18 protein-coding genes are annotated in these 20,060 nt (G+C 60.2%); 13 read left to right on the top strand and 5 right to left on the bottom strand.

The genetic code is table 11. From position 1 onward, the window contains the following. Positions 1-8: 8 nt before the first annotated feature. Both CGA21_RS02190 and CGA21_RS02185 read left to right on the top strand, forming a co-directional pair. A complete protein-coding gene (locus tag CGA21_RS02190) occupies positions 9-1,007 on the top strand; it encodes a hydrolase (protein ID WP_110750251.1) in 999 nt (332 codons plus the stop codon). A 3-nt stretch (positions 1,008-1,010) separates the two neighbouring features. Further along, complete coding sequence (locus CGA21_RS02185) at positions 1,011-1,844, top strand: AraC family transcriptional regulator (RefSeq protein WP_110750249.1); 834 nt, start codon at positions 1,011-1,013, stop codon at positions 1,842-1,844. Positions 1,845-1,969: 125 nt separating this feature from the next. On the opposite strand, the gene CGA21_RS02180 is transcribed toward CGA21_RS02185, so the two are convergent. Together CGA21_RS02180 and CGA21_RS02175 are read right to left on the bottom strand one after the other, a co-directional pair. Continuing rightward, positions 1,970-2,824 carry a sulfurtransferase gene (locus tag CGA21_RS02180; RefSeq protein WP_188263432.1) on the bottom strand — a complete coding sequence of 285 codons (855 nt, stop codon included), beginning with the start codon at positions 2,822-2,824 and terminating at the stop codon, positions 1,970-1,972. 48 nt (positions 2,825-2,872) lie between these two features. Next, complete coding sequence (locus tag CGA21_RS02175) at positions 2,873-3,541, bottom strand: TetR/AcrR family transcriptional regulator (RefSeq protein ID WP_110750244.1); 669 nt, start codon at positions 3,539-3,541, stop codon at positions 2,873-2,875. Positions 3,542-3,686: 145 nt separating this feature from the next. Between CGA21_RS02175 and CGA21_RS02170 the strand changes: the two genes are divergently transcribed. The 6 genes from CGA21_RS02170 to CGA21_RS02145 all read left to right on the top strand — a co-directional run bounded on the left by CGA21_RS02170 (position 3,687) and on the right by CGA21_RS02145 (position 9,537). Then, entirely contained in the window at positions 3,687-5,117 is a 1,431-nt protein-coding gene (locus tag CGA21_RS02170) for a coniferyl aldehyde dehydrogenase (protein ID WP_188263431.1), read from the top strand. 28 nt (positions 5,118-5,145) lie between these two features. Then, the gene (locus CGA21_RS02165; protein WP_110750240.1) at positions 5,146-5,691 is read left to right on the top strand and encodes a twin-arginine translocation pathway signal protein; all 546 of its coding nucleotides are present in this window, start codon (positions 5,146-5,148) and stop codon (positions 5,689-5,691) included. Positions 5,692-5,819: 128 nt separating this feature from the next. Further along, the gene (locus tag CGA21_RS02160; protein ID WP_188263430.1) at positions 5,820-7,415 is read left to right on the top strand and encodes a GMC family oxidoreductase; all 1,596 of its coding nucleotides are present in this window, start codon (positions 5,820-5,822) and stop codon (positions 7,413-7,415) included. 142 nt (positions 7,416-7,557) lie between these two features. Then, positions 7,558-8,436 (top strand): SDR family NAD(P)-dependent oxidoreductase, encoded by an 879-nt coding sequence (locus tag CGA21_RS02155; protein WP_110750236.1) that lies wholly within the window; start codon positions 7,558-7,560, stop codon positions 8,434-8,436. A gap of 188 nt (positions 8,437-8,624) precedes the next feature. After that, a complete protein-coding gene (gene coaD, locus CGA21_RS02150) occupies positions 8,625-9,104 on the top strand; it encodes a pantetheine-phosphate adenylyltransferase (RefSeq protein WP_008065062.1) in 480 nt (159 codons plus the stop codon). Between the two features lie 181 nt (positions 9,105-9,285). Continuing rightward, entirely contained in the window at positions 9,286-9,537 is a 252-nt protein-coding gene (locus tag CGA21_RS02145) for a YfhL family 4Fe-4S dicluster ferredoxin (protein ID WP_003195146.1), read from the top strand. A gap of 78 nt (positions 9,538-9,615) precedes the next feature. Here the strand turns inward: CGA21_RS02145 and mutM are convergent, their stop codons facing one another. Both mutM and CGA21_RS02135 read right to left on the bottom strand, forming a co-directional pair. Beyond that, entirely contained in the window at positions 9,616-10,428 is an 813-nt protein-coding gene (gene mutM, locus CGA21_RS02140; RefSeq protein WP_188263429.1) for a bifunctional DNA-formamidopyrimidine glycosylase/DNA-(apurinic or apyrimidinic site) lyase, read from the bottom strand. 42 nt (positions 10,429-10,470) lie between these two features. Further along, positions 10,471-11,286 carry an HDOD domain-containing protein gene (locus tag CGA21_RS02135; RefSeq protein ID WP_177411623.1) on the bottom strand — a complete coding sequence of 272 codons (816 nt, stop codon included), beginning with the start codon at positions 11,284-11,286 and terminating at the stop codon, positions 10,471-10,473. A 208-nt stretch (positions 11,287-11,494) separates the two neighbouring features. On the opposite strand from CGA21_RS02135, the gene CGA21_RS02130 reads away from it, so the two are divergent. From CGA21_RS02130 to ilvD, 4 genes are all read left to right on the top strand, one after another. After that, the gene (locus tag CGA21_RS02130) at positions 11,495-12,034 is read left to right on the top strand and encodes a type 1 glutamine amidotransferase domain-containing protein (protein WP_110750230.1); all 540 of its coding nucleotides are present in this window, start codon (positions 11,495-11,497) and stop codon (positions 12,032-12,034) included. A gap of 171 nt (positions 12,035-12,205) precedes the next feature. After that, on the top strand, positions 12,206-13,402 hold the full coding sequence (locus CGA21_RS02125; protein WP_110750229.1) for a class I SAM-dependent rRNA methyltransferase: 1,197 nt from the start codon (positions 12,206-12,208) through the stop codon (positions 13,400-13,402). 205 nt (positions 13,403-13,607) lie between these two features. Next, complete coding sequence (locus tag CGA21_RS02120; RefSeq protein ID WP_110750227.1) at positions 13,608-14,843, top strand: multidrug effflux MFS transporter; 1,236 nt, start codon at positions 13,608-13,610, stop codon at positions 14,841-14,843. Positions 14,844-15,161: 318 nt separating this feature from the next. After that, positions 15,162-17,003: a dihydroxy-acid dehydratase gene (gene ilvD / locus CGA21_RS02115; protein ID WP_020797344.1), complete on the top strand. Its 1,842-nt coding sequence runs from the start codon at positions 15,162-15,164 to the stop codon at positions 17,001-17,003. Positions 17,004-17,362: 359 nt separating this feature from the next. Here ilvD and CGA21_RS02110 read toward each other — a convergent pair whose 3' ends face one another. Continuing rightward, complete coding sequence (locus CGA21_RS02110; RefSeq protein WP_110750225.1) at positions 17,363-18,418, bottom strand: haloacid dehalogenase-like hydrolase; 1,056 nt, start codon at positions 18,416-18,418, stop codon at positions 17,363-17,365. A 240-nt stretch (positions 18,419-18,658) separates the two neighbouring features. Between CGA21_RS02110 and CGA21_RS02105 the strand changes: the two genes are divergently transcribed. After that, on the top strand, positions 18,659-20,050 hold the full coding sequence (locus CGA21_RS02105) for an L-cystine transporter (protein ID WP_188263428.1): 1,392 nt from the start codon (positions 18,659-18,661) through the stop codon (positions 20,048-20,050). Positions 20,051-20,060: the final 10 nt, after the last annotated feature.

The following is a 20,060-nucleotide window of genomic DNA, read 5'->3' as shown; positions in this document are numbered from 1 at the left end:
GACGAATCGTGTCCCATCCGCCAGAACGCTTCACCCCAGCCTTCGGCCTCGGCAATCCGCACTTGCAGACCTTGTGGGGCCCACTGTGGCGCAAAACCACCCACCTGCAACGTGAGCGTGAACGCCTGTGGCTTGAAGATGGCGACTTCCTCGACCTTGACTGGCATGGCCCGCACACTGTCGATGCGCCTCTGGTCCTGGTGCTGCACGGACTGACCGGTTCGTCGAATTCACCTTATGTTGCCGGCATACAGAAAGCGCTGGGCGACCAGGGCTGGGCCAGTGTCGCGCTGAACTGGCGCGGTTGCTCCGGCGAACCCAATCTGTTGCCGCGCAGCTATCATTCCGGCGCCAGTGAAGACCTGGCCGAAACCATCAGGCACCTGCGGGCAAAGCGTCCACTCGCACCGCTGTATGCCGTCGGTTATTCCCTGGGCGGCAATGTGCTGCTCAAGCATCTGGGCGAGACCGGCAGTGCCAGCGGCGTGCTCGGCGCGGTGGCGGTATCGGTGCCGTTTCGCCTGGACCAGTGCGCCGACCGCATCGGCCAGGGCTTCTCCAAGGTCTATCAGGCGCATTTCATGCGCGAGATGCTGGCCTACATCAAGAACAAGCAACGCCAGTTTCAGCATGATGGGCGCGAGGAGGGTCTCGCGGCACTCGCTGCGCTGGGCTCGCTGGAAAACATGCGCACGTTCTGGGATTTCGATGGCCGGGTGACCGCGCCCCTCAATGGTTTCGCGGATGCCCAGGACTACTATCGCCGCGCATCGAGCCGCTACTTCCTCGGCGAAATCTGCACGCCCACCCTGATCATTCAGGCTGCCGATGACCCCTTCGTTTTTCCCCACAGCCTGCCGCAGGCTGACGAATTGTCAGCCTGCACGCAATTCGAATTGCAGGCCCGGGGCGGGCATGTCGGATTTGTCGATGGCTCGTTCCGCCAACCAGGGTACTACCTGGAGCGGCGCATTCCGCAGTGGCTGACTACCGTGGGACGCGGCTAGGCCATGGGCAACACCCAGGGCGAGTCCATCCACTTCTGGCAAACGGCGCCGTTGGCCGGGATCGAGCTGTTGTCGGCACGCTACATCGATCACCGTTTCGCCCCCCATGTGCATGATGGCTATGTGATCGGCATGATCATGGCCGGCGCCCAGCGTTACCGCTATCGCGGCGCCGAACACCTGGCAGGCAGTGGCACACTGGTGCTGATCAACCCTGATGAACTGCACACAGGCCACAAGGGTACGGAAGACGGCTGGTTGTACCGGGCGTTTTATCCCGACAGCGGGCAGATTCTTTCCCTGCTGGCCGAGCTGGAGCTGCCGACTCATAACCTGCCGGCGTTCGGCGCCACGCTGTATCGCGACCAGGATCTGGTAAATGGCTTCTGTCAGTTGCATCGCTTGCTGGAAAGCCCGGCCACAGCCCTTCAACAGCAGACTGCCTGGCGGGAGCTGATGCTGTCACTGCTGCAACGTCACGCAGCGGTTCCCGTTGCCGGCAAACCGGGCAAGGAGCACCGGGCAGTAAAATTGGCCAAGGAGCTGCTGCAGGCACAATTGACGGCGCCGCCTTCGCTGGAAGAACTGGCGGCGGCGGTGAATTTGTCGCCTTTCCACTTCGCACGGGTGTTCCGCCGCGCCACCGGCATGCCGCCGCACACGTGGCTGATGCAGCAACGCATCGCTCGGGCGCGGGCGTTATTGCAGGGGGGATGCTTGCCGCTGGAGGTTGCGACGCAATTGGGGTTTGCCGACCAGAGTCATTTGAGCCGGCAGTTCAAGCAGGTGTATGGCGTTGGACCTGGGGCGTATCGCAGCGCCCGGCAGTTTCTCTGATCTTGAAGACGACGAAAACCTAATGTGGGAGCGGGCTTGCTCGCGAATGCGGTTTATCAGCCGGCATCAACATTGACTGTTACACCGCATTCGCGAGCAAGCCCGCTCCCACAGGGGGTTTGTGATTATTCGCCGGTGGCAACGCCCCGCGCAGGATCATTGATCCACTCGCTCCACGAACCGGCATAAAGCGCCCCTAACGGATAACCCGCCAGGCACAGGGCGAACAGGTTATGGCACGCCGTCACACCGGAGCCGCAATACGCCACCAGATCGGCCGGCGAGCGCTCGCCGAGTTTTGCGGCAAACCGCTGCTTGAGCTGGTCGGGTGGCAGGAAACGCCCGTCGCTGCCCAAGTTGTCGGTGAAGGCCGCACATTGCGCACCAGGAATGTGGCCGGCAATCGGGTCGATCGGTTCAACCTCGCCCTTGAAGCGCGGCAAGGCACGGGCATCGAGCAAGGTCAGCGCGGGTTGGCCCAGGCGTTTCTGCAACTGCTCGGCACTGAGGATCAGCGCGCTGTCCGGTACACCGGTAAATGTGCCGCGGCTGCTCGACGGTGGGTCCAGGCTCAGGGGCAAGCCCGCGGCGTGCCAGGCCTTAAGCCCGCCGTCGAGGATAAACACGCCGTCACACTTGCCCAACCAGGCCAGCAACCACCAGGCCCGCGCTGCAAAGGCACCCGGACCGTCGTCGTACAAGACCACTTCGCTGTCGGCGTTGATGCCCCACGCCTGCAGGCGTTCGATCAAGTCCGCCGGCTCGGGCAATGGATGGCGCCCGGTCACGCCCTTGACCACTTTGCCACTCAGGTCGCGCTCAAGATCGGCAAAAGACGAGCCGGCGATGTGCCCTTGTGCGTAGCTGCGCTGGCCGTAATCCGGGTCTTCGAGAGCAAAACGACAATCAAGAATCACCAACCCTGGCTGGTCCTTTTTCAGGTCCAGTGCTTGCGGGCTGATCAGTTGCGCAATGGGCATAACGGGCTCCTGTGATGGGCTGTTTTCGATCCTGCTGCATTCGTTATTTCATACTTCTTCCAATGCCTGGGCCAACGGCACGTAAAACTCTTCAAACAGCGCATCGACCGCATCGCGAGCCTGATCCGTGACGAAACCCGCCTCCAGCACCAACACCTGGTACACGCCGCGCTTGATGGCTTGTTCGCTGAGGTGGCTGGAGTTTTCCCGCGTGGTGCACAAAAAACGCACCCAGGAGGTGAGGATGATCCAGGCATTGATCGTCAGGGACTCGATCTGCACCCGATCCATCTTCAGGATGCCGGCGGCGACAAAACCCTCGTAGATGGCGGCGCCCTGAATCACGCAGCGCTGGGAAAAGCGCCGGTAGCGGGCCGCCAGTTCCGGGTCACTGTCGAGCAAGTGCTCCAGGTCCCGGTGCAGGAACCGGTAGCGCCACATGGCTGACAACAGCTCCTTGAGGTAGAAACGCTTGTCTTGCACCGTGGCGGCGCGCCCCTGTGGCGGACGCAGGAAGCTGTCCACCAGGCTCTCATACTCACCGAACAGCACGGCGATGATCGCCTGCTTATTAGGAAAGTGGTAGTACAGGTTGCCCGGAGAAATCTCCATGTGGGCGGCGATGTGGTTGGTGCTGATGCTGCGCTCGCCCTGCTGGTTGAACAGCTCCAGGCTGTTCTGCACGATGCGCTCGCTGGTTTTTATCCTTGGGGCCATGGCTTGAGCTTAAATTCAGAGTGCGATGAGGGCATCTTACGGCCTATCCGCGAGCGATAAAACAAAGCGGTGCCGAGGATGGTATTTGACTTTTTAGAGTATAGACTCTAAAAATGCGCTCACTACAAAAAATCCGGAGCCGACCATGACTGCTGACATTTCCTACCTGCAAAATATCCAGCAGCCCCTGCAAGAGCTTCAGACCCTGTTCGACGCACAGCGCGCGGCCTACGCTGCCAACCCGATGCCGCCCGCGGCCCAGCGCCAGCAATGGCTCAAGGCCCTACGTGATTTGCTGGACAACGAACGCCAGGCCCTGATCGATGCGATCAGCCAGGATTTCAGCAACCGCAGTGCCGATGAAACCCTGCTCGCCGAACTGATGCCCAGCCTGCACGGCATTCATCACGCCAGCCGCCACCTCAAGGGCTGGATGCGCGCGTCGCGGCGCAAGGTCGGTGTCGCGTTCCAGCCGGCTTCGGCGAAGGTGGTCTACCAGCCACTGGGCGTGGTCGGGGTCATCGTGCCGTGGAACTATCCACTGTACCTGGCCGTCGGGCCTTTGGTCGGCGCGTTATCGGCAGGTAACCGGGTGATGCTCAAACTCAGCGAATCGACCCCGGCCACCGGTATGCTGATCAAGGCATTGTTCGCGCGAATCTTCCCCGAAGACCTGGTTTGCGTGGTGCTGGGCGAAGCCGATATCGGCGTGGCGTTTTCACGCCTGCCCTTCGATCACCTGCTGTTCACCGGCGCCACCAGCATTGGCAAACACGTGATGCGCGCGGCGGCGGAAAACCTGACGCCGGTCACGCTGGAACTGGGCGGCAAATCCCCGGCCATTGTTTCCCATGACGTTCCGCTCAAGGATGCCGCTGAACGCATCGCTTTCGGCAAGACCCTCAATGCCGGCCAGACCTGCGTGGCCCCGGATTACGTGCTGGTGCCGGAAGATCGTGTCGGCGCGTTCGTGGAGGCCTATCGACAGGCGGTTCGCGGTTTTTATCCGACCCTCGCCGACAACCCGGACTACACCGCGATCATCAATGACCGACAACTGGCGCGGCTCAAGGGCTATGTCAGCGATGCCACCAGCAAGGGTGCCCTGCTGATTCCAGTGTTCGAGCAAGGCCAGGGCCGTCGCATGGCGCATAGCCTGCTGCTTAACGTCAACGACGAGATGACGGTGATGCAGGACGAAATCTTCGGCCCGCTGTTGCCGATCGTTCCCTACAAGCATCTGGACCAGGCCTTTGCCTATATCAACCAGCGGCCTCGCCCACTGGCGCTGTACTACTTTGGCTACGACAAGCGCGAGCAAAACCGTGTGCTCAACGAGACCCATTCCGGAGGCGTCTGCCTCAACGACACCCTGCTGCACGTGGCTCAGGATGACATGCCGTTCGGCGGTATCGGTCCTTCGGGCATGGGCCATTACCACGGGCACGAAGGCTTCCTGACCTTCAGCAAGGCCAAAGGTGTGCTGGTCAAGCAGCGCTTCAACGCGGCAAAGCTGATCTATCCGCCCTATGGCAAAGCCATTCAGAAACTGATCCAGAAGCTGTTTATCCGCTAACGATAGCCACCGCCGGGTAATAACAATAATGCACCCAAGCCTGTCCGAAACACCCGCGCTGTCGCGGCGCGGCCTGCTCAAATTCAGCCTCGGCGCCAGCGCCTTTCTTGCCACTGCCGGGTTGGGGGCCAGCCTCAGTGGCTGCTCATCGAGCGTGCCTGCCAGTGGCTTCACGGCACTGCGCAATAGCGACCTGCTGTTTCTACGAGCCCTGGTCCCGGCGATGCTCGACGGTGCAGTCACGACCGCAAGCATGCCGGACGCTGTCGAGGGCACCCTGAAAAGCCTCGATTACAACCTCGATCACCTGTCCCCGGAAATGCTCAAGCTCACTCGACAATTGTTCGATGTGCTGGGTATGGCCGTGACTCGCGGGCCGCTGACCGGGATCTGGGGCAGCTGGGAAAACGCCAGTGCCGAGGATATCCAGCACTTCCTCGATCGCTGGGAAAACAGCTCGTTGGGCCTGCTGCGCATGGGCCACAGTTCTTTGCTGCAACTGGTGATGATGGCCTGGTATGGGCGCAAGGAATCCTGGGCGCATTGCGGGTATCCGGGGCCACCAGCGGTTTGAGACCGCGTCGACGCTTTCGCGAGCAGGCTCGCTCCCACAGAGATAGCGTCCCCACGTGGGAGCGAGCCTGATCGCGAAGGCGCCAGCTGCTTCACCACTTCATCCAACAATAAAAAGAGAACCCGAAGATGCCCGTACCCGACCCGTTCCGCGAAGGCATGGCCCGCGGCTGGAAAACCCATGACGGCTCGCAACTGACCCAGGACCTGACCCTCGAAGCGGATGTGGCGATCATCGGCAGCGGTGCCGGTGGCGGGACCACGGCCGAAATCCTCAGTGCGGCCGGCTACAAAGTGCTGCTGATCGAGGAAGGCCCGCTCCAGACCAGCAGTGACTTCAAGTTGCTCGAAGACCAGGCCTACGCCAGCCTTTACCAGGAAGGCATTGGCCGCATGAGCAAGGATGGCGCGATCACCATCCTCCAGGGCCGGGCGGTGGGCGGCACCACGCTGATCAATTGGACCTCCAGTTTCCGCACGCCGGAGCCGACCCTGGAACACTGGGCCAAGGAACACGACGTAAAGGGACACTCCCCTGCTGAAATGGCGCCCTGGTTCGTAAAAATGGAACAGCGCTTGGGCGTCGCCCCGTGGATGGTCCCGCCCAACGCGAACAACGATGTGATCCGCAAGGGCTGCGAAAACCTCGGTTACAGCTGGCATGTCATCCCGCGCAATGTGCGCGGCTGCTGGAACCTCGGCTACTGCGGCATGGGCTGCCCGACCAACGCCAAGCAATCGATGATGGTCACGACTATTCCGGCCACCCTGGAAAACGGCGGCGAACTGCTCTATCTGGCCCGAGCGGAAAAACTCATCATCAGCGGCGAGACCGTTACCGGGCTGCACTGCGTGGCGATGGACGAGCGCTGTGTCGAGCCCACCGGACGCAGTATCAGGGTCAAGGCCAGGCATTACGTATTGGCCGGCGGCGGAATCAATAGCCCGGCGCTGCTGCTGCGCTCCGACGCGCCCGACCCGCACAAGCGGCTGGGCACACGCACCTTTTTGCATCTGGTGAACATGTCCGCCGGCTTGTTCGACGAAGTCATCAACCCGTTCTATGGCGCGCCACAGTCGATCTACTCCGACCACTTCCAATGGCAGGATGGCACCACCGGCAAGATTGGTTACAAACTGGAGGTTCCGCCGCTGCACCCGGCGCTGGCCGCCACCCTGCTGGGCGGCTTCGGCCAGGAAAATGCACGGCACATGGCTGACCTGCCGCACACTCACGCCATGCTGGCGTTGCTGCGCGACGGATTCCACCCGGACAGTCCCGGTGGCAGCGTTCAACTGCGCAGCGACGGTACGCCGGCGCTCGACTACCAGGTTTCACCCTACGTCTGGGACGGTTTGCGCCGGGCTTTCCACAGCATGGCCGAGATCCAGTTTGCCGGGGGCGCCAAGGCCGTAATGCCAATGCACGCCGACGCTCGATACGTAAAAACGTTTGGCGAAGCGCGCACGCTGATCGACGGTTTGAGCCTTGAGCTATACCGGACACGCCTGGGCAGCGCCCATGTGATGGGCGGATGTGCCATGGGCGAAGATCCGAAAAGTGCCGTCACCGACAGCCTCGGCCGGCATCATCAACTGGCCAATCTATCGATTCATGACGGCTCGCTGTTCCCCACCAGCATTGGCGCGAACCCACAGCTGTCGGTCTACGGGCTGACGGCACAACTGGCAACTGCCTTGGCCGAACGATTGAAAAGCACTTGAATCCCCAGAACCCGCGTAGCTGACCTGTTATTTCTGACAGTAGATCAATCAGGTCGTGAGGCGTAGCTTCGAAAAATACCGGCCAACGGCCTTCGCGCCATGTCGGGCAAAGAATACTTTCGAACACGCGGAGCGCCACGACATGAATCCGGACTTCAGCACGCTAGACGGCCAAATTGCGGTAGTTACCGGAGCCGGCCGAGGCATCGGTGAAGTGATCGCCCGGACGTTGGCGCACGCAGGCGCTACCGTCGTATTAATGGGGCGTTCGGCAGTGCATCTGGATGCTACAGTGCAGAAAATCCACGACAGCGGCGGCCGGGCATCAAGCATGACGCTGGATGTGACCGACGCCGCCGCGGTAAAACGGCGCTTCGAACAGATCACCGAGCAGTTTCACAGCATTGACCTGTTGGTGAACAATGCCGGCAACATGGGACCATTGGGTAAAACCTGGGAGGTGGAGCCGACGCAATGGTGGAACACGCTTGAGACGCATCTGCTCGGCAGCTTTCTTTGCGCCAGCGCGGCGCTCAAAGTGATGGCCCGAAACCGTCGGGGTCGCATCATTAATATTGTCAGCCACGCAGGCGTCTATCGCTGGCCAGCGGCGTCCGCGTACTCAGTCGCCAAGGCGGCAATGATCAAATTCACCGAGAACGTCGCCGTGGAAGCCAAATCCACTCAGGTCAAGTTGTTCTCGCTGCATCCGGGCATCGTCATCGGAGCAGGGCTGGTCAGCGAGTTGAGCGAACACCCAAAGGTCCCGGGCTCCGACCTTGCCAATCTGCTGGACTGGGTAGAACAACAACGACAGGCCGGCCACTCGGTCGCCCCGTCGGCCTGCGCGCACCGCGTACTTGAACTGGCCACCGGACACTTCGATGCCCTCAACGGCCGCTACCTCACGGCGCATGACAACTTGTCGGTTCTACTGGCACAGGCGCCCCAAATTCAACGCAGCGACGCTCTGACGCTACGTTTGAAGCCTATTGATTTCAACGATCCCACTGACCTATGAACATTTGTCGATCGCGGGTTTTTAGGGGGCTACGGCAGTGTATTTGGCAGCAAGCCGAGAAAAAGACGGGGGAAGGATTGGCATATTTCCATCGTCTATAGTGCTTTCTTACCCAACAGGCGACTTGGCCGACCGGTTAGGCTGCGATACCATCCGAATCCCCAACGCACTCCCGCCAGGACGACGCGATGAACCGAGTGTTGTACCCAGGTACCTTCGACCCTATTACCAAGGGCCATGGCGATCTGGTCGAACGCGCCTCGCGCCTGTTCGATCACGTGATCATTGCCGTCGCCGCCAGCCCGAAGAAAAACCCGTTGTTTCCCCTCGAACAGCGTGTGGAGCTGGCCCGCGAAGTCACCAAACATCTGCCGAACGTTGAAGTGGTCGGTTTCTCGACGCTGCTGGCGCATTTTGCCAAAGAGACGAACGCCAATGTGTTCCTGCGTGGCTTGCGCGCAGTGTCAGACTTCGAATACGAATTCCAGCTGGCCAACATGAACCGCCAGTTGGCCCCGGATGTGGAAAGCCTGTTCCTTACCCCATCCGAGCGTTATTCGTTCATTTCCTCGACGCTGGTTCGTGAAATCGCAGCCTTGGGCGGTGATATCACCAAGTTCGTACACCCGATAGTGGCGGACGCCCTCACACAGCGCTTCAAGAAATAATCCTGATCCGTAGGAGCGAGCTTGCTGGCGCTCAATACAACGCGGTGCACCTGATGCACCGCCTTCGCCAGCAAGCCGGCTCCTGCAGTACGTCGTAGTTGCGTGCACCGCAGACGCCAATGCGGCACAATTAGCGCATTGATTTATTGCGCCCGGGCCTGCCGCCCCGGCTGGAGTTAGCATGTCCCTGATCATCACCGACGATTGCATCAACTGCGACGTCTGCGAACCTGAGTGCCCCAACGCCGCCATTTCCCAGGGCGAAGAAATCTATGTGATCGACCCGAACCTGTGCACTCAGTGTGTCGGCCACTACGACGAACCCCAGTGCCAGCAGGTCTGCCCGGTAGATTGCATTCCTCTGGACGAAGCCCATCCAGAGACTGAAGAGCAGTTGATGGAGAAGTACCGCAAGATTACCGGTAAGGCTTGAAAGATCGCAGCCTCCGGCAGCTCCTACAGAGATCGCATTCCCCTGTAGGAGCTGCCGAAGGCTGCGATCTTTTGCTTTTCAGGTCTGACACCGAGGGCAAAAGACGCTGGCGCGCTGTCCGAGTTTCACTTCCCGCAGGCCCGTCCCACAGACTTTGCAGTGCTCACCGCCGCGGCCGTAAACGAACAGCTCCTGCTGGAAGTAGCCCGGCTGCCCGTCCCCGCCGATAAAGTCGCGCAATGTGGTGCCGCCGCGCTCGATGGCAGCCGCCAGGATGCGCTTGATCTCGATCGCCAGCTTCAAGTACCGCGCCCGGGAGATACTCTTGGCTTCGCGACGTGGGTCGATACCGGCGGCGAACAACGCTTCGGTCGCATAGATATTGCCAACGCCAACCACTACCGCGTTGTCCATGATGAACGGCTTGACCGCCATCGAGCGCCCGCGGGACAGCTGGAACAGCCGCTCGCCATCGAACAGGTCGGTCAACGGCTCCGGTCCCAGGCGAATCAACAGCTCATGATTGAGCGGATCGAGGCTCCACAGCATCGCACCGAACCGTCGCGGGTCGGTGTAGCGCAAGGCCAGGCCCGATTCCAGTTCGATATCCACATGCTCATGCTTGGCCGCCGGCAAGCCGGCTTCCACCAGGCGCAAATTTCCCGACATCCCCAAGTGGCTGATCAAGGTGCCGACCTCGGCATTTATCAACAGATACTTGGCGCGCCGCTCCACCAGCACGATGCGCTGACCGGACAAGCGCACATCGAGGTCTTCGGGGATCGGCCAGCGCAGACGGCGATCGCGCACGATCACCCGACTGACACGCTGGCCTTCCAGGTGCGGCGCAATCCCGCGGCGGGTGGTTTCGACTTCTGGGAGTTCAGGCATGGTGCTCTCGGATCAGGCGCTCGGTGAGAAGAGGTTCGCCGTTCAGCGGTGAGTGCCGAGGTCGCGAATCGTTTGCTTGAGGGTTTCGAAATCGTAATCCGAGAGACCCACGTAATCGAGCACCAAATGCCCGATGCTGTTCCACTCGTGGTCTTCGGGCTGGCTGCCCAGCACCCGGTAGGACGCACAAATGTGCTCAGCCATTTTCAGGATCGCCAGCAGGTTCTTCAGGGCGCTATGGCGTGACGACTCGTCGCTGAATATCGCCAGGGCATTGTGATGATTGGCGATCGCGGCAGACACGTGATCCGGCAGGCGCCAGGATTTGGCCGTGTAGTACCCGACCACTGCATGGTTGGTGTTGAATGCCTGGTTCTCGGTGTCCACTACCCGGCATTCGGGGCCGGCGTTGGCATAGGCCTGTTCCAGCACGCTCATATAGTTGGGAAACCGCTGCAGCATCAACGGCACGCCGCAGTCGTGGAACAGTCCCAAGGCATAGGCTTCATCGCCGGCCTGGGCGCCAATGCGCTTGGCCAGGGTCAGGCAGGTCATCGCCACGTCCTGGGCAGTATCCCAGAACCGGTTCAAGGTAACGATGGTGTCATCGTTCATCTCGCCCTTGATCGACTGCGCATTGATCAGGTTGATGATCGAGCGACTGCCCAGCAGATTCACCGCACGCTGGATCGAGGCGATCTTGTTGCTCAGACCGTAATACGGCGAGTTGACGATTTTCAGCAGGGAGCCAGAGAGGCCCGGGTCCTGGGAAATCAGCTTCGCGATCACATCCAGATCCGGGTCGGGCATGTACTGCTCCATCTGCAGATCCACCATGATCTGCGGTTGGGCCGGCACACTGATGCCTTGCAGGGATTGCTGGATTTGTTCGGGCGTCAGCTCTTGGGACATAAGTACACACTCTGGGACAGGCGCAGATTCTACCCTTTATAAAGTTGGATCCGACATACCAGCGAGCACATCGCAGGAACTTTCATGGATCACCTGGCTTCGGACTTTGTAGTGCTCACGGGCAAAATTTTTCTCTCAAGTCAGGAGCTTTTTCATGTCCAATTCCCTGAATGGCAAACGTGTTGCGATACTGGTGACCAATGGTTTCGAGCAGGTCGAACTGACCGGACCGAAAGAAGCGCTGGAACAGGTTGGCGCCCAGGTCGACATACTTTCGGCGAAGGAAGGTCAGGTCAAAGGCTGGAACCACGATAAACCGGCGGACGACTTCAAGGTTGACCGGACTTTCCGTTCGGCCAGTATCGAGGAATACGATGCCGTGGTCTTGCCTGGCGGCGTACAGAATTCCGACACCATCCGCATCGACCAGGATGCCCAACACCTGGTCAAGATGGGCGCTTCTGCCGGCAAGCCGATCGCGGTCATCTGTCATGGCAGTTGGCTGTTGATTTCGGCCGGACTGGTCAACGGCAAGACCATGACCAGCTACAAGACCCTGAAGGATGACTTGGTCAATGCCGGTGCCAATTGGGTCGACAAGGAGGTGGTTACAGATGGAATACTTGTCAGCAGCCGCCAGCCGGATGACATTCCGGCGTTCAATCGTGAGTTGATTGAGCTGTTGTCTGCGTAACCGAGAATCGCCATCGCGGGCAAGCCACGCTCCCACAGGATTAAGTTGAAATACAATCCTGTGAACGACGCAAAACCTGTGGGAGCGCGGCTTGCTCCACGTTTCATCGCCCGCAGAACCGTCCCGAGACTGAACACGCTATACTCCCGCTCTTTTTTCCGGAGCGACGTCATGTCCCTGCCTAGCCTGCGCCTCAAAGCCAATGCCGACCGTCGCCTGCGCAACGGCCACTTGTGGGTCTACAGCAACGAAATCGATGTAGCCGCTACACCTTTGCACGGTTTCAAGGCCGGCGACCAGGCGATCCTCGAAGCCGCCGGTGGCAAGCCGCTGGGCATCGTCGCCATGAGCCCGAACAACCTGATCTGCGCGCGCCTGCTGTCGCGCGACATCAAGCTGCCTCTCGACAAGTCGCTGCTGGTGCATCGCCTGAACGTAGCCCTGTCGCTGCGCGAGCGCCTGTTCGACAAGCCGTTCTATCGCCTGGTCTACGGCGATTCCGACTTGCTGCCAGGCCTGGTGGTCGACCGTTTCGGCGACATCCTGGTGGTGCAGATCGCCTCGGCGACCATGGAAGCCCATAAAGACGACGTGATCGCAGCGCTGACCCAGGTGCTCAAGCCAAGCGGCATCCTGTTCAAGAACGACTCCGCCGCTCGAGATGCGGAAGGCCTCAACCGCTACGTCGAAACCGTCTTCGGCCTGGTGCCGGAGTGGGTTGCGCTGGAAGAAAACGGCGTGAAATTCGAGGCGCCGGTGATCCAGGGCCAGAAAACCGGCTGGTTCTACGACCACCGCATGAACCGCGCACGCCTGGCACCCTACGCCAAGGGCAAGCGCGTGCTCGACCTGTACAGCTACATCGGCGGCTGGGGTGTGCAAGCGGCTGCGTTCGGCGCCAGCGAAGTGTTCTGCGTCGACGCCTCGAACTTCGCCCTCGACGGCGTCGAGCGCAATGCCGCGCTGAACGGCTTTGCCGAGAAAATGACCTGCATCGAAGGCGACGTCTTCGATGCCCTGAAAGAGCTCAAGGCCAGCGAAGAGCGCTTCGATGTCATCGTGGCCGACCCGCCCGCCTTCATCAAACGCAAGAAAGACATGAAAAACGGCGAAGGCGCCTACCGCCGCCTGAACGAACAAGCCATGCGCCTGCTCACCAAGGACGGCATCCTGTTCAGCGCCTCCTGCTCGATGCACCTGCCGGAAGATGACCTGCAAAACATCCTGCTGACCAGCGCCCGCCACCTGGATCGCAATATCCAGATGCTCGAGCGTGGCGGCCAGGGCCCGGATCATCCAGTGCACCCGGCCATCCCGGAAACCCGCTACATCAAGAGCATCACCTGCCGGTTGCTGCCAAACAGCTAACCCAAATCCCTTGTAGGAGCGAGCTATGCTCGCGATGGGCGTCAACGATTACGCGGGAAGCCTGACACCCCGCGGCGTTTTCGAGCTTTTCGCGAGCATGCTCACTCCTACAAGAGATTCAGAACTGTCCTACGCCTCCTGCAATTGACTTCCCCCCACATCAAGTCGACTCTCGACCGTCCCTCACGGATCGAGCGCGTTGTTGATGAGCCCCTCCCCGCACACCTCGAAAAAATCGTCGCTCATCCTGCTGTTGATGACCATGACGCTATTGGGCGTATTTCCGCTGGACGTCGTCCTGCCGTCTTTTCCCGCCCTGTCTGACTACTTCCAGACCTCAGCGTCCGACATTGCCCTTTCTGTCAGCCTGTTCGCCATCGGCCTGGGGATATCCGTGGTGCTGGTCGGACCGCTGTCGGATTTATGGGGGCGCAGGCAGCTTCTACTGATCGGTATCGCCATCTCGGTAATCGGTGCAGCGGGCTGCGTGATGACTCCGGATTACGGCTGGTTCCTGGTGTTTCGCGTTGTCCAGGCAGTTGGCTGCGGTTCCTTCGTGCTATCGCAGGCGCTGATTCAGGATCTATTCGTCGGCAGGGAACAGGAGCGCCTGAGAATCTGGATGACCACCGCAGGCGGCGTCTTCATTTCCCTATCACCACTACTGGGAACATGGCTGCAATTACATCTGGGCTGGGAGGGCAGCTTCTATGTCTTTATCGGGCTGGCGGTCATTGTCTGGATAAAGGCTGGCGTGTTGCTCAAGGAAACCCCGCGCATTCGCGACCCGGCCCCCAGTCGTTTATTCAGTGCCTACTGGCACCTGTGCTCCGACCCACGCTTCATGGGCTATTGGCTGATTTCCGCCCTCGCCTTCGCCTGCCATTTCTCGTTCATCGTCATCTCGCCGATCATTTTCATGGAGCGCCTGGCACTTACGCCCTACGAATTCGCCTGGGTCATGTTGCTGTACGGTGCCGCCTACATAGTTGGCGGGATAGTCGCCAGCGTTCTGCATCGGCACCTGCAGGCCAATACACAGATCATCGTCGGCCTGGGGCTGATCGCGCTATCGGGGTTGGTCATGCTGTGGCTGGCCAGCCAGTTCGGGCTCACTGCCACAGCCGTGCTGATACCGATGCTGATTTGTACCGCTGGCACTACGATTGCCCGCCCCATTGCCAACTCCAAAGCCATGACCCTCCACCCGCAGGATGCAGGCACATCCACTTCGGTCGGCGGTGTGATGATCTTCTTGTGCGGCGGCGTGATCAGCGTGGTGATCAATCTCGCGTCTGAAGACCTGACGACCGCCCTCGCCTCTTGCTTCCTGATCTTGAGCATCGCAGGACTGGGGCTGAACACGTTGATCGGGCGGCCGCCGTCCTGTAGGAGCGAGCTTGTCGAATCGTCGAATCGTCGCGATGGATGTCAACGATGACGCGGGAGGCCTGACACCCCGCAGCGCTCTCAGGTTTTTCGCGAGCATGCTCGCTCCTACAGGGGCTGTCCGTGCGGTCCGTGCGTCTTGTGGATGCTGACTGCATGCGTGCAGGCATTCCCTCCAGCCGCCAGCCGTGTAGAATCGCGAACATTCATCGCCAGTCATCCCCGGCGGGTTTATGAGCTCAAGCTGAAGCGCGCGGCGATCCCGCAAAGTTATCGGCAACTTCCGGACACCCGGCCATTTCTGAGTGTTCCAGACGTCAATAGAAGCTCACTTCCCTTTTGATACCTGATTAGCCGCCCGGAGTGCTTCATGCCTGATTACCGCTCGAAAACATCCACCCATGGCCGCAACATGGCCGGCGCCCGCGCACTGTGGCGCGCAACGGGGATGAAAGATGACGACTTCAAGAAGCCGATCATCGCCATTGCCAACTCGTTTACCCAGTTCGTGCCGGGCCACGTGCACCTGAAAGATCTGGGGCAACTGGTCGCCCGCGAAATCGAACGCGCTGGCGGCGTGGCAAAAGAATTCAACACCATCGCCGTCGACGACGGCATCGCCATGGGCCACGACGGCATGCTCTATTCGCTGCCGAGCCGCGAGATCATCGCCGACTCCGTCGAGTACATGGTCAATGCCCACTGCGCCGACGCCATCGTCTGCATTTCCAACTGCGACAAGATCACTCCTGGCATGTTGATGGCGTCCCTGCGCCTGAACATCCCGGTGATCTTCGTGTCCGGCGGCCCAATGGAAGCCGGCAAGACCAAGCTGGCCAGCCACGGTCTCGACCTGGTCGACGCCATGGTGATCGCCGCCGACTCCAGCGCTTCTGACGAGAAGGTTGCCGAGTACGAGCGCAGCGCCTGCCCTACGTGCGGTTCGTGCTCCGGCATGTTCACCGCCAACTCGATGAACTGCCTGGTCGAAGCCCTGGGCCTGGCACTGCCGGGCAACGGTTCGACCCTGGCCACCCACAGCGACCGCGAGCAGTTGTTCCTGCAGGCCGGCCGCACCATCGTCGAGCTGTGCAAGCGTTACTACGGCGAGAACGATGAGTCGGTGTTGCCGCGCAACATCGCCAACTTCCAGGCGTTCGAAAACGCCATGACCCTGGACATCGCCATGGGCGGTTCCACCAACACCATCCTGCACTTGCTGGCCGCGGCCCAGGAAGCCGAGATCGATTTCGACCTGCGCGACATCGACCGCCTGTCCCGTCACGTGCCGCAACTGTGCAAGGTTGCGCCGAACATCCAGAAATACCACATGGAAGACGTGCACCGCGCCGGCGGGATCTTCAGCATCCTCGGCTCGCTGGCCCGTGGCGGCCTGCTGCACACCCAGCTACCGACCGTGCACAGCCGCAGCATGGAAGAAGCCATCGCCAAGTGGGACATCACCCAGACCAACGACGAAGCGGTGCATCACTTCTTCAAGGCGGGTCCTGCGGGCATCCCGACGCAAACCGCGTTCAGCCAGTCGACCCGTTGGGACACCCTGGACGACGACCGTGAAAACGGCTGCATCCGCAGCGTCGAGCACGCCTACTCGCAAGAAGGCGGCCTGGCCGTTCTCTACGGCAACATCGCCCTGGACGGCTGCGTGGTGAAAACCGCCGGTGTCGACGAATCGATCCACGTGTTCGAAGGCAACGCGAAGATCTTCGAAAGCCAGGACAGCGCCGTACGCGGCATCCTCGCTGACGAAGTGAAGGAAGGCGACATCGTCATCATTCGCTACGAAGGCCCGAAAGGCGGCCCCGGCATGCAGGAAATGCTCTACCCGACTTCGTACCTGAAATCCAAAGGCCTGGGCAAAGCCTGCGCCCTGCTCACCGACGGCCGCTTCTCCGGCGGCACCTCAGGCCTGTCCATCGGCCACGCTTCGCCTGAAGCGGCTGCCGGTGGCGCCATCGGCCTGGTGCAGGACGGCGACAAAGTGCTGATCGACATTCCGAACCGCTCGATCAACCTGTTGGTCAGCGACGAAGAACTGGCCGCGCGCCGCGTCGAGCAGGACAAGAAAGGCTGGAAACCGGTGGAAGTGCGTCCACGTAAAGTGACCACTGCCTTGAAAGCCTACGCCCTGCTGGCGACCAGTGCCGACAAGGGTGCTGTGCGTAACAAGGCGATGCTTGATGGGCTGTAAGGCTTAAGCGTTGAAGGAAAAATACCCCGCCAAGTGCGGGGTATTTTTTTTGTTTCTGATCTGATCGTTCCCATGCGTGGGAACGATCAATCGTAGTCCCTTACGCAAGAACGTGCAGGTTTCGACTGTAGGAAGAAGTGGATCGATCAGAGGCTTTCATTGTACCGACTGGCTCATCGCGAGCAGGCTCGCTCCCACAATGGATCAGCTTTGCACACTGGATTGGAGGACAACACCAATCAAACTGTGGGAGCGAGCCTGCTCGCGATGGATTTAAGGACACCGCGTCAAATCAGAACGCACGTGTCATCGTTAACGACCATCGCGAGCATGCTCGCTCCTACAGTGAATCAAAGTCCTTACTGAATCTCTTGCGGTGTGACGACCACCCAATTTTTGTCCGCCGTCACCGGCAGCCCTTCCTTGGCCTGGGCCGCGGCGTTCTTGGCCATCATGCCTTGGATCTGGGTCATGTACTTGTCCTTGCGGTTGACCCACAAGTGGATACCGCCCTTGGCCACGTCAACGCCGTGGAACAGCATGTAGCCGTCGCTGGTCGGGGTATCGCCGCCGACCAGGACCGGTTTTTTCCACTCGTCGATGTAGGTCAGGATCGCCGCGTGCTTGCCGGCCATCCAAGTCGCCGGGGTCCACAGGTATGGCGTCAGTTCCAGGCCGAGGTTGGCCTTCTCGTCATATTTGCCAGCGGTGATCTGCTTGCGTGCGGTGGTCAATTCGCCCGTCTTCTGGTCCTTGAGCAGCATCGACACGCCGATCACGTTCTGCGGTTTGACGTTGTAGCCGTACTTCGGATCGGCCGCGACCATGCGCACCAGCTCTTCCGAGGCGGCGGTCATCACATAGACCTCGATGCCATTCTCCATCAGCTTGTTGTAGAGCTCTTGCTGGCCGGTGAAGATTTTCGGCGGGTTGACGTCGAGTTTCTTGACCACGTCGCCTTCGTAATAGGTGGCGGGCACCGGTTTGCCGGAGGCCATCAACTCATCCACGTAGCCCTTGAGCTCCTGGAGGGTGAAACCGGAGAACACCTGGGCGACCCATGGATAGCAAACCATGTCGTCGACTTCGCAGAGACGGTAGTAGTAGCTGAACAGGCTTTCCTTGTGGTCGGCGGTGTCCTTGAACGGCATCAGTTTCAGGGAGGGGTCGAGTTTGTCGCGGGTGATCAGGCCTTTGTTTTCCATGAACGGCAGCAACGACTCTTCGAGGTCGTAGCGGTAACTGGTGTTGTCCATGTCGAACACCGCGTAGTTACCTTTGTTGGCATTGGCGGCAATCATGGCATCCAGTGCCTTGGCCTGATCGGCGGGCCAGTGTTTCAGATCCGTGGCGAATACCTGGCCGGCGAGGCCAAGGCAAAGAGCTGCAGCCAGTAATTTCGGTGCGAACTTCATCCTCATATCTCCCTGATTGAAAGACATCGACGCTAACAAATACCTGTGACAGTCCTCATCCGTCAGCGACCGTCAACGTACCTTTCGCGCCAGTCACATTCTCAAAAGCGACATGCGCTTATTCCAAAAACGACACTTTCAAGACGTTTTTGATATTAAATCATTAGATTTCAAGCTGTTAGGCTTGCCGGTTCGCAACTGCCCCGGAAGGCAGTTCGCACCTGTCTAATGGGAGTTCCAATGAATCTGCCGCTGATTCTCAATCTGCTGGTGTTCCTCGCCCTGCTGCTGGGCTTGGCACAAACCCGCCACACAACATTTAGCCTGGCGAAAAAAGTCCTGCTCGCACTGGTGCTGGGCGTGGTGTTTGGTGTGGCGTTGCACACTGTCTACGGTGCCGGCAACCCGGTGTTGAAAGCCTCGATCGGCTGGTTCGATCTGGTGGGCAACGGTTACGTGCAGCTGCTGCAAATGATCGTGATCCCGCTGGTGTTTGCTTCGATCCTCAGCGCCGTGGCCCGTCTGCACAATGCCTCGTCGTTGGGCAAAATCAGCTTCCTGACCATTGGCACGCTGCTGTTCACCACCGCCATAGCGGCGTTGATCGGCATCGGCCTGACCAACCTGTTCGGCCTGACCGCCGAGGGCCTGGTGGCCGGCACCCAGGAAATGGCGCGCCTGCAAACCATCCAGAGCGACTATGCCGGCAAGGTCGCCGACCTGAATGTGCCGCAGTTGCTGCTGTCGTTCATTCCGCAAAACCCGTTCGCCGACCTGGCGCGGGCCAAGCCGACGTCGATCATCAGCGTGGTGATCTTTGCCGCGTTCCTCGGGGTTGCAGCGCTGCAACTGCTGAAGGATGACGTGGAAAAAGGTCGGAAAGTGATCAATGCCATCGACACCCTGCAAGCCTGGGTGATGCGTCTGGTGCGCCTGGTGATGAAGCTGACCCCCTACGGTGTGTTGGCGCTGATGACCAAAGTGGTCGCTGGCTCCAACCTGCAAGACATCATCAAGCTCGGCAGTTTCGTGGTGGTGTCCTACATCGGCCTGGGCTTGATGTTTGTGGTGCATGGCGTGCTGGTGTCTGCCGCCGGGATCAACCCGTTGAGGTTCTTCCGCAAGATCTGGCCGGTGCTTACGTTTGCCTTCACCAGCCGTTCGAGCGCTGCAACGATCCCGTTGAGCATCGAAGCACAAACCAGCCGCCTGGGTATCCCGCAATCCATCGCCAGCTTCGCCGCCTCGTTCGGCGCGACCATTGGCCAGAACGGGTGCGCCGGATTGTATCCGGCGATGTTGGCGGTGATGGTGGCGCCGACCGTTGGCATCAACCCGCTGGACCCGCTGTGGATCGCGACGCTGGTGGCAATTGTTACGTTGAGTTCGGCGGGTGTGGCTGGCGTTGGCGGTGGCGCGACGTTTGCCGCGTTGATCGTGCTGCCGGCGATGGACTTGCCGGTGTCATTGGTGGCGTTGCTGATTTCGGTCGAGCCGCTGATTGATATGGGGCGCACGGCGTTGAATGTCAGTGGTTCGATCACGGCCGGGGCGATTACCAGCCAGGTGATGCAGCAGACGGATAAAGAATTGCTGGATGCGGATGAGCATTCTGAGTTGGCTCACGCTTAAGTCTTTCAGC

Source organism: Pseudomonas sp. PSB11 (genome assembly GCF_014596605.1).
In the GTDB taxonomy this organism is placed as follows: domain Bacteria; phylum Pseudomonadota; class Gammaproteobacteria; order Pseudomonadales; family Pseudomonadaceae; genus Aquipseudomonas; species Aquipseudomonas umsongensis.
Note: the sequence above shows the minus strand (reverse complement) of the source record. Positions and strands in the feature narration are given on the sequence as shown.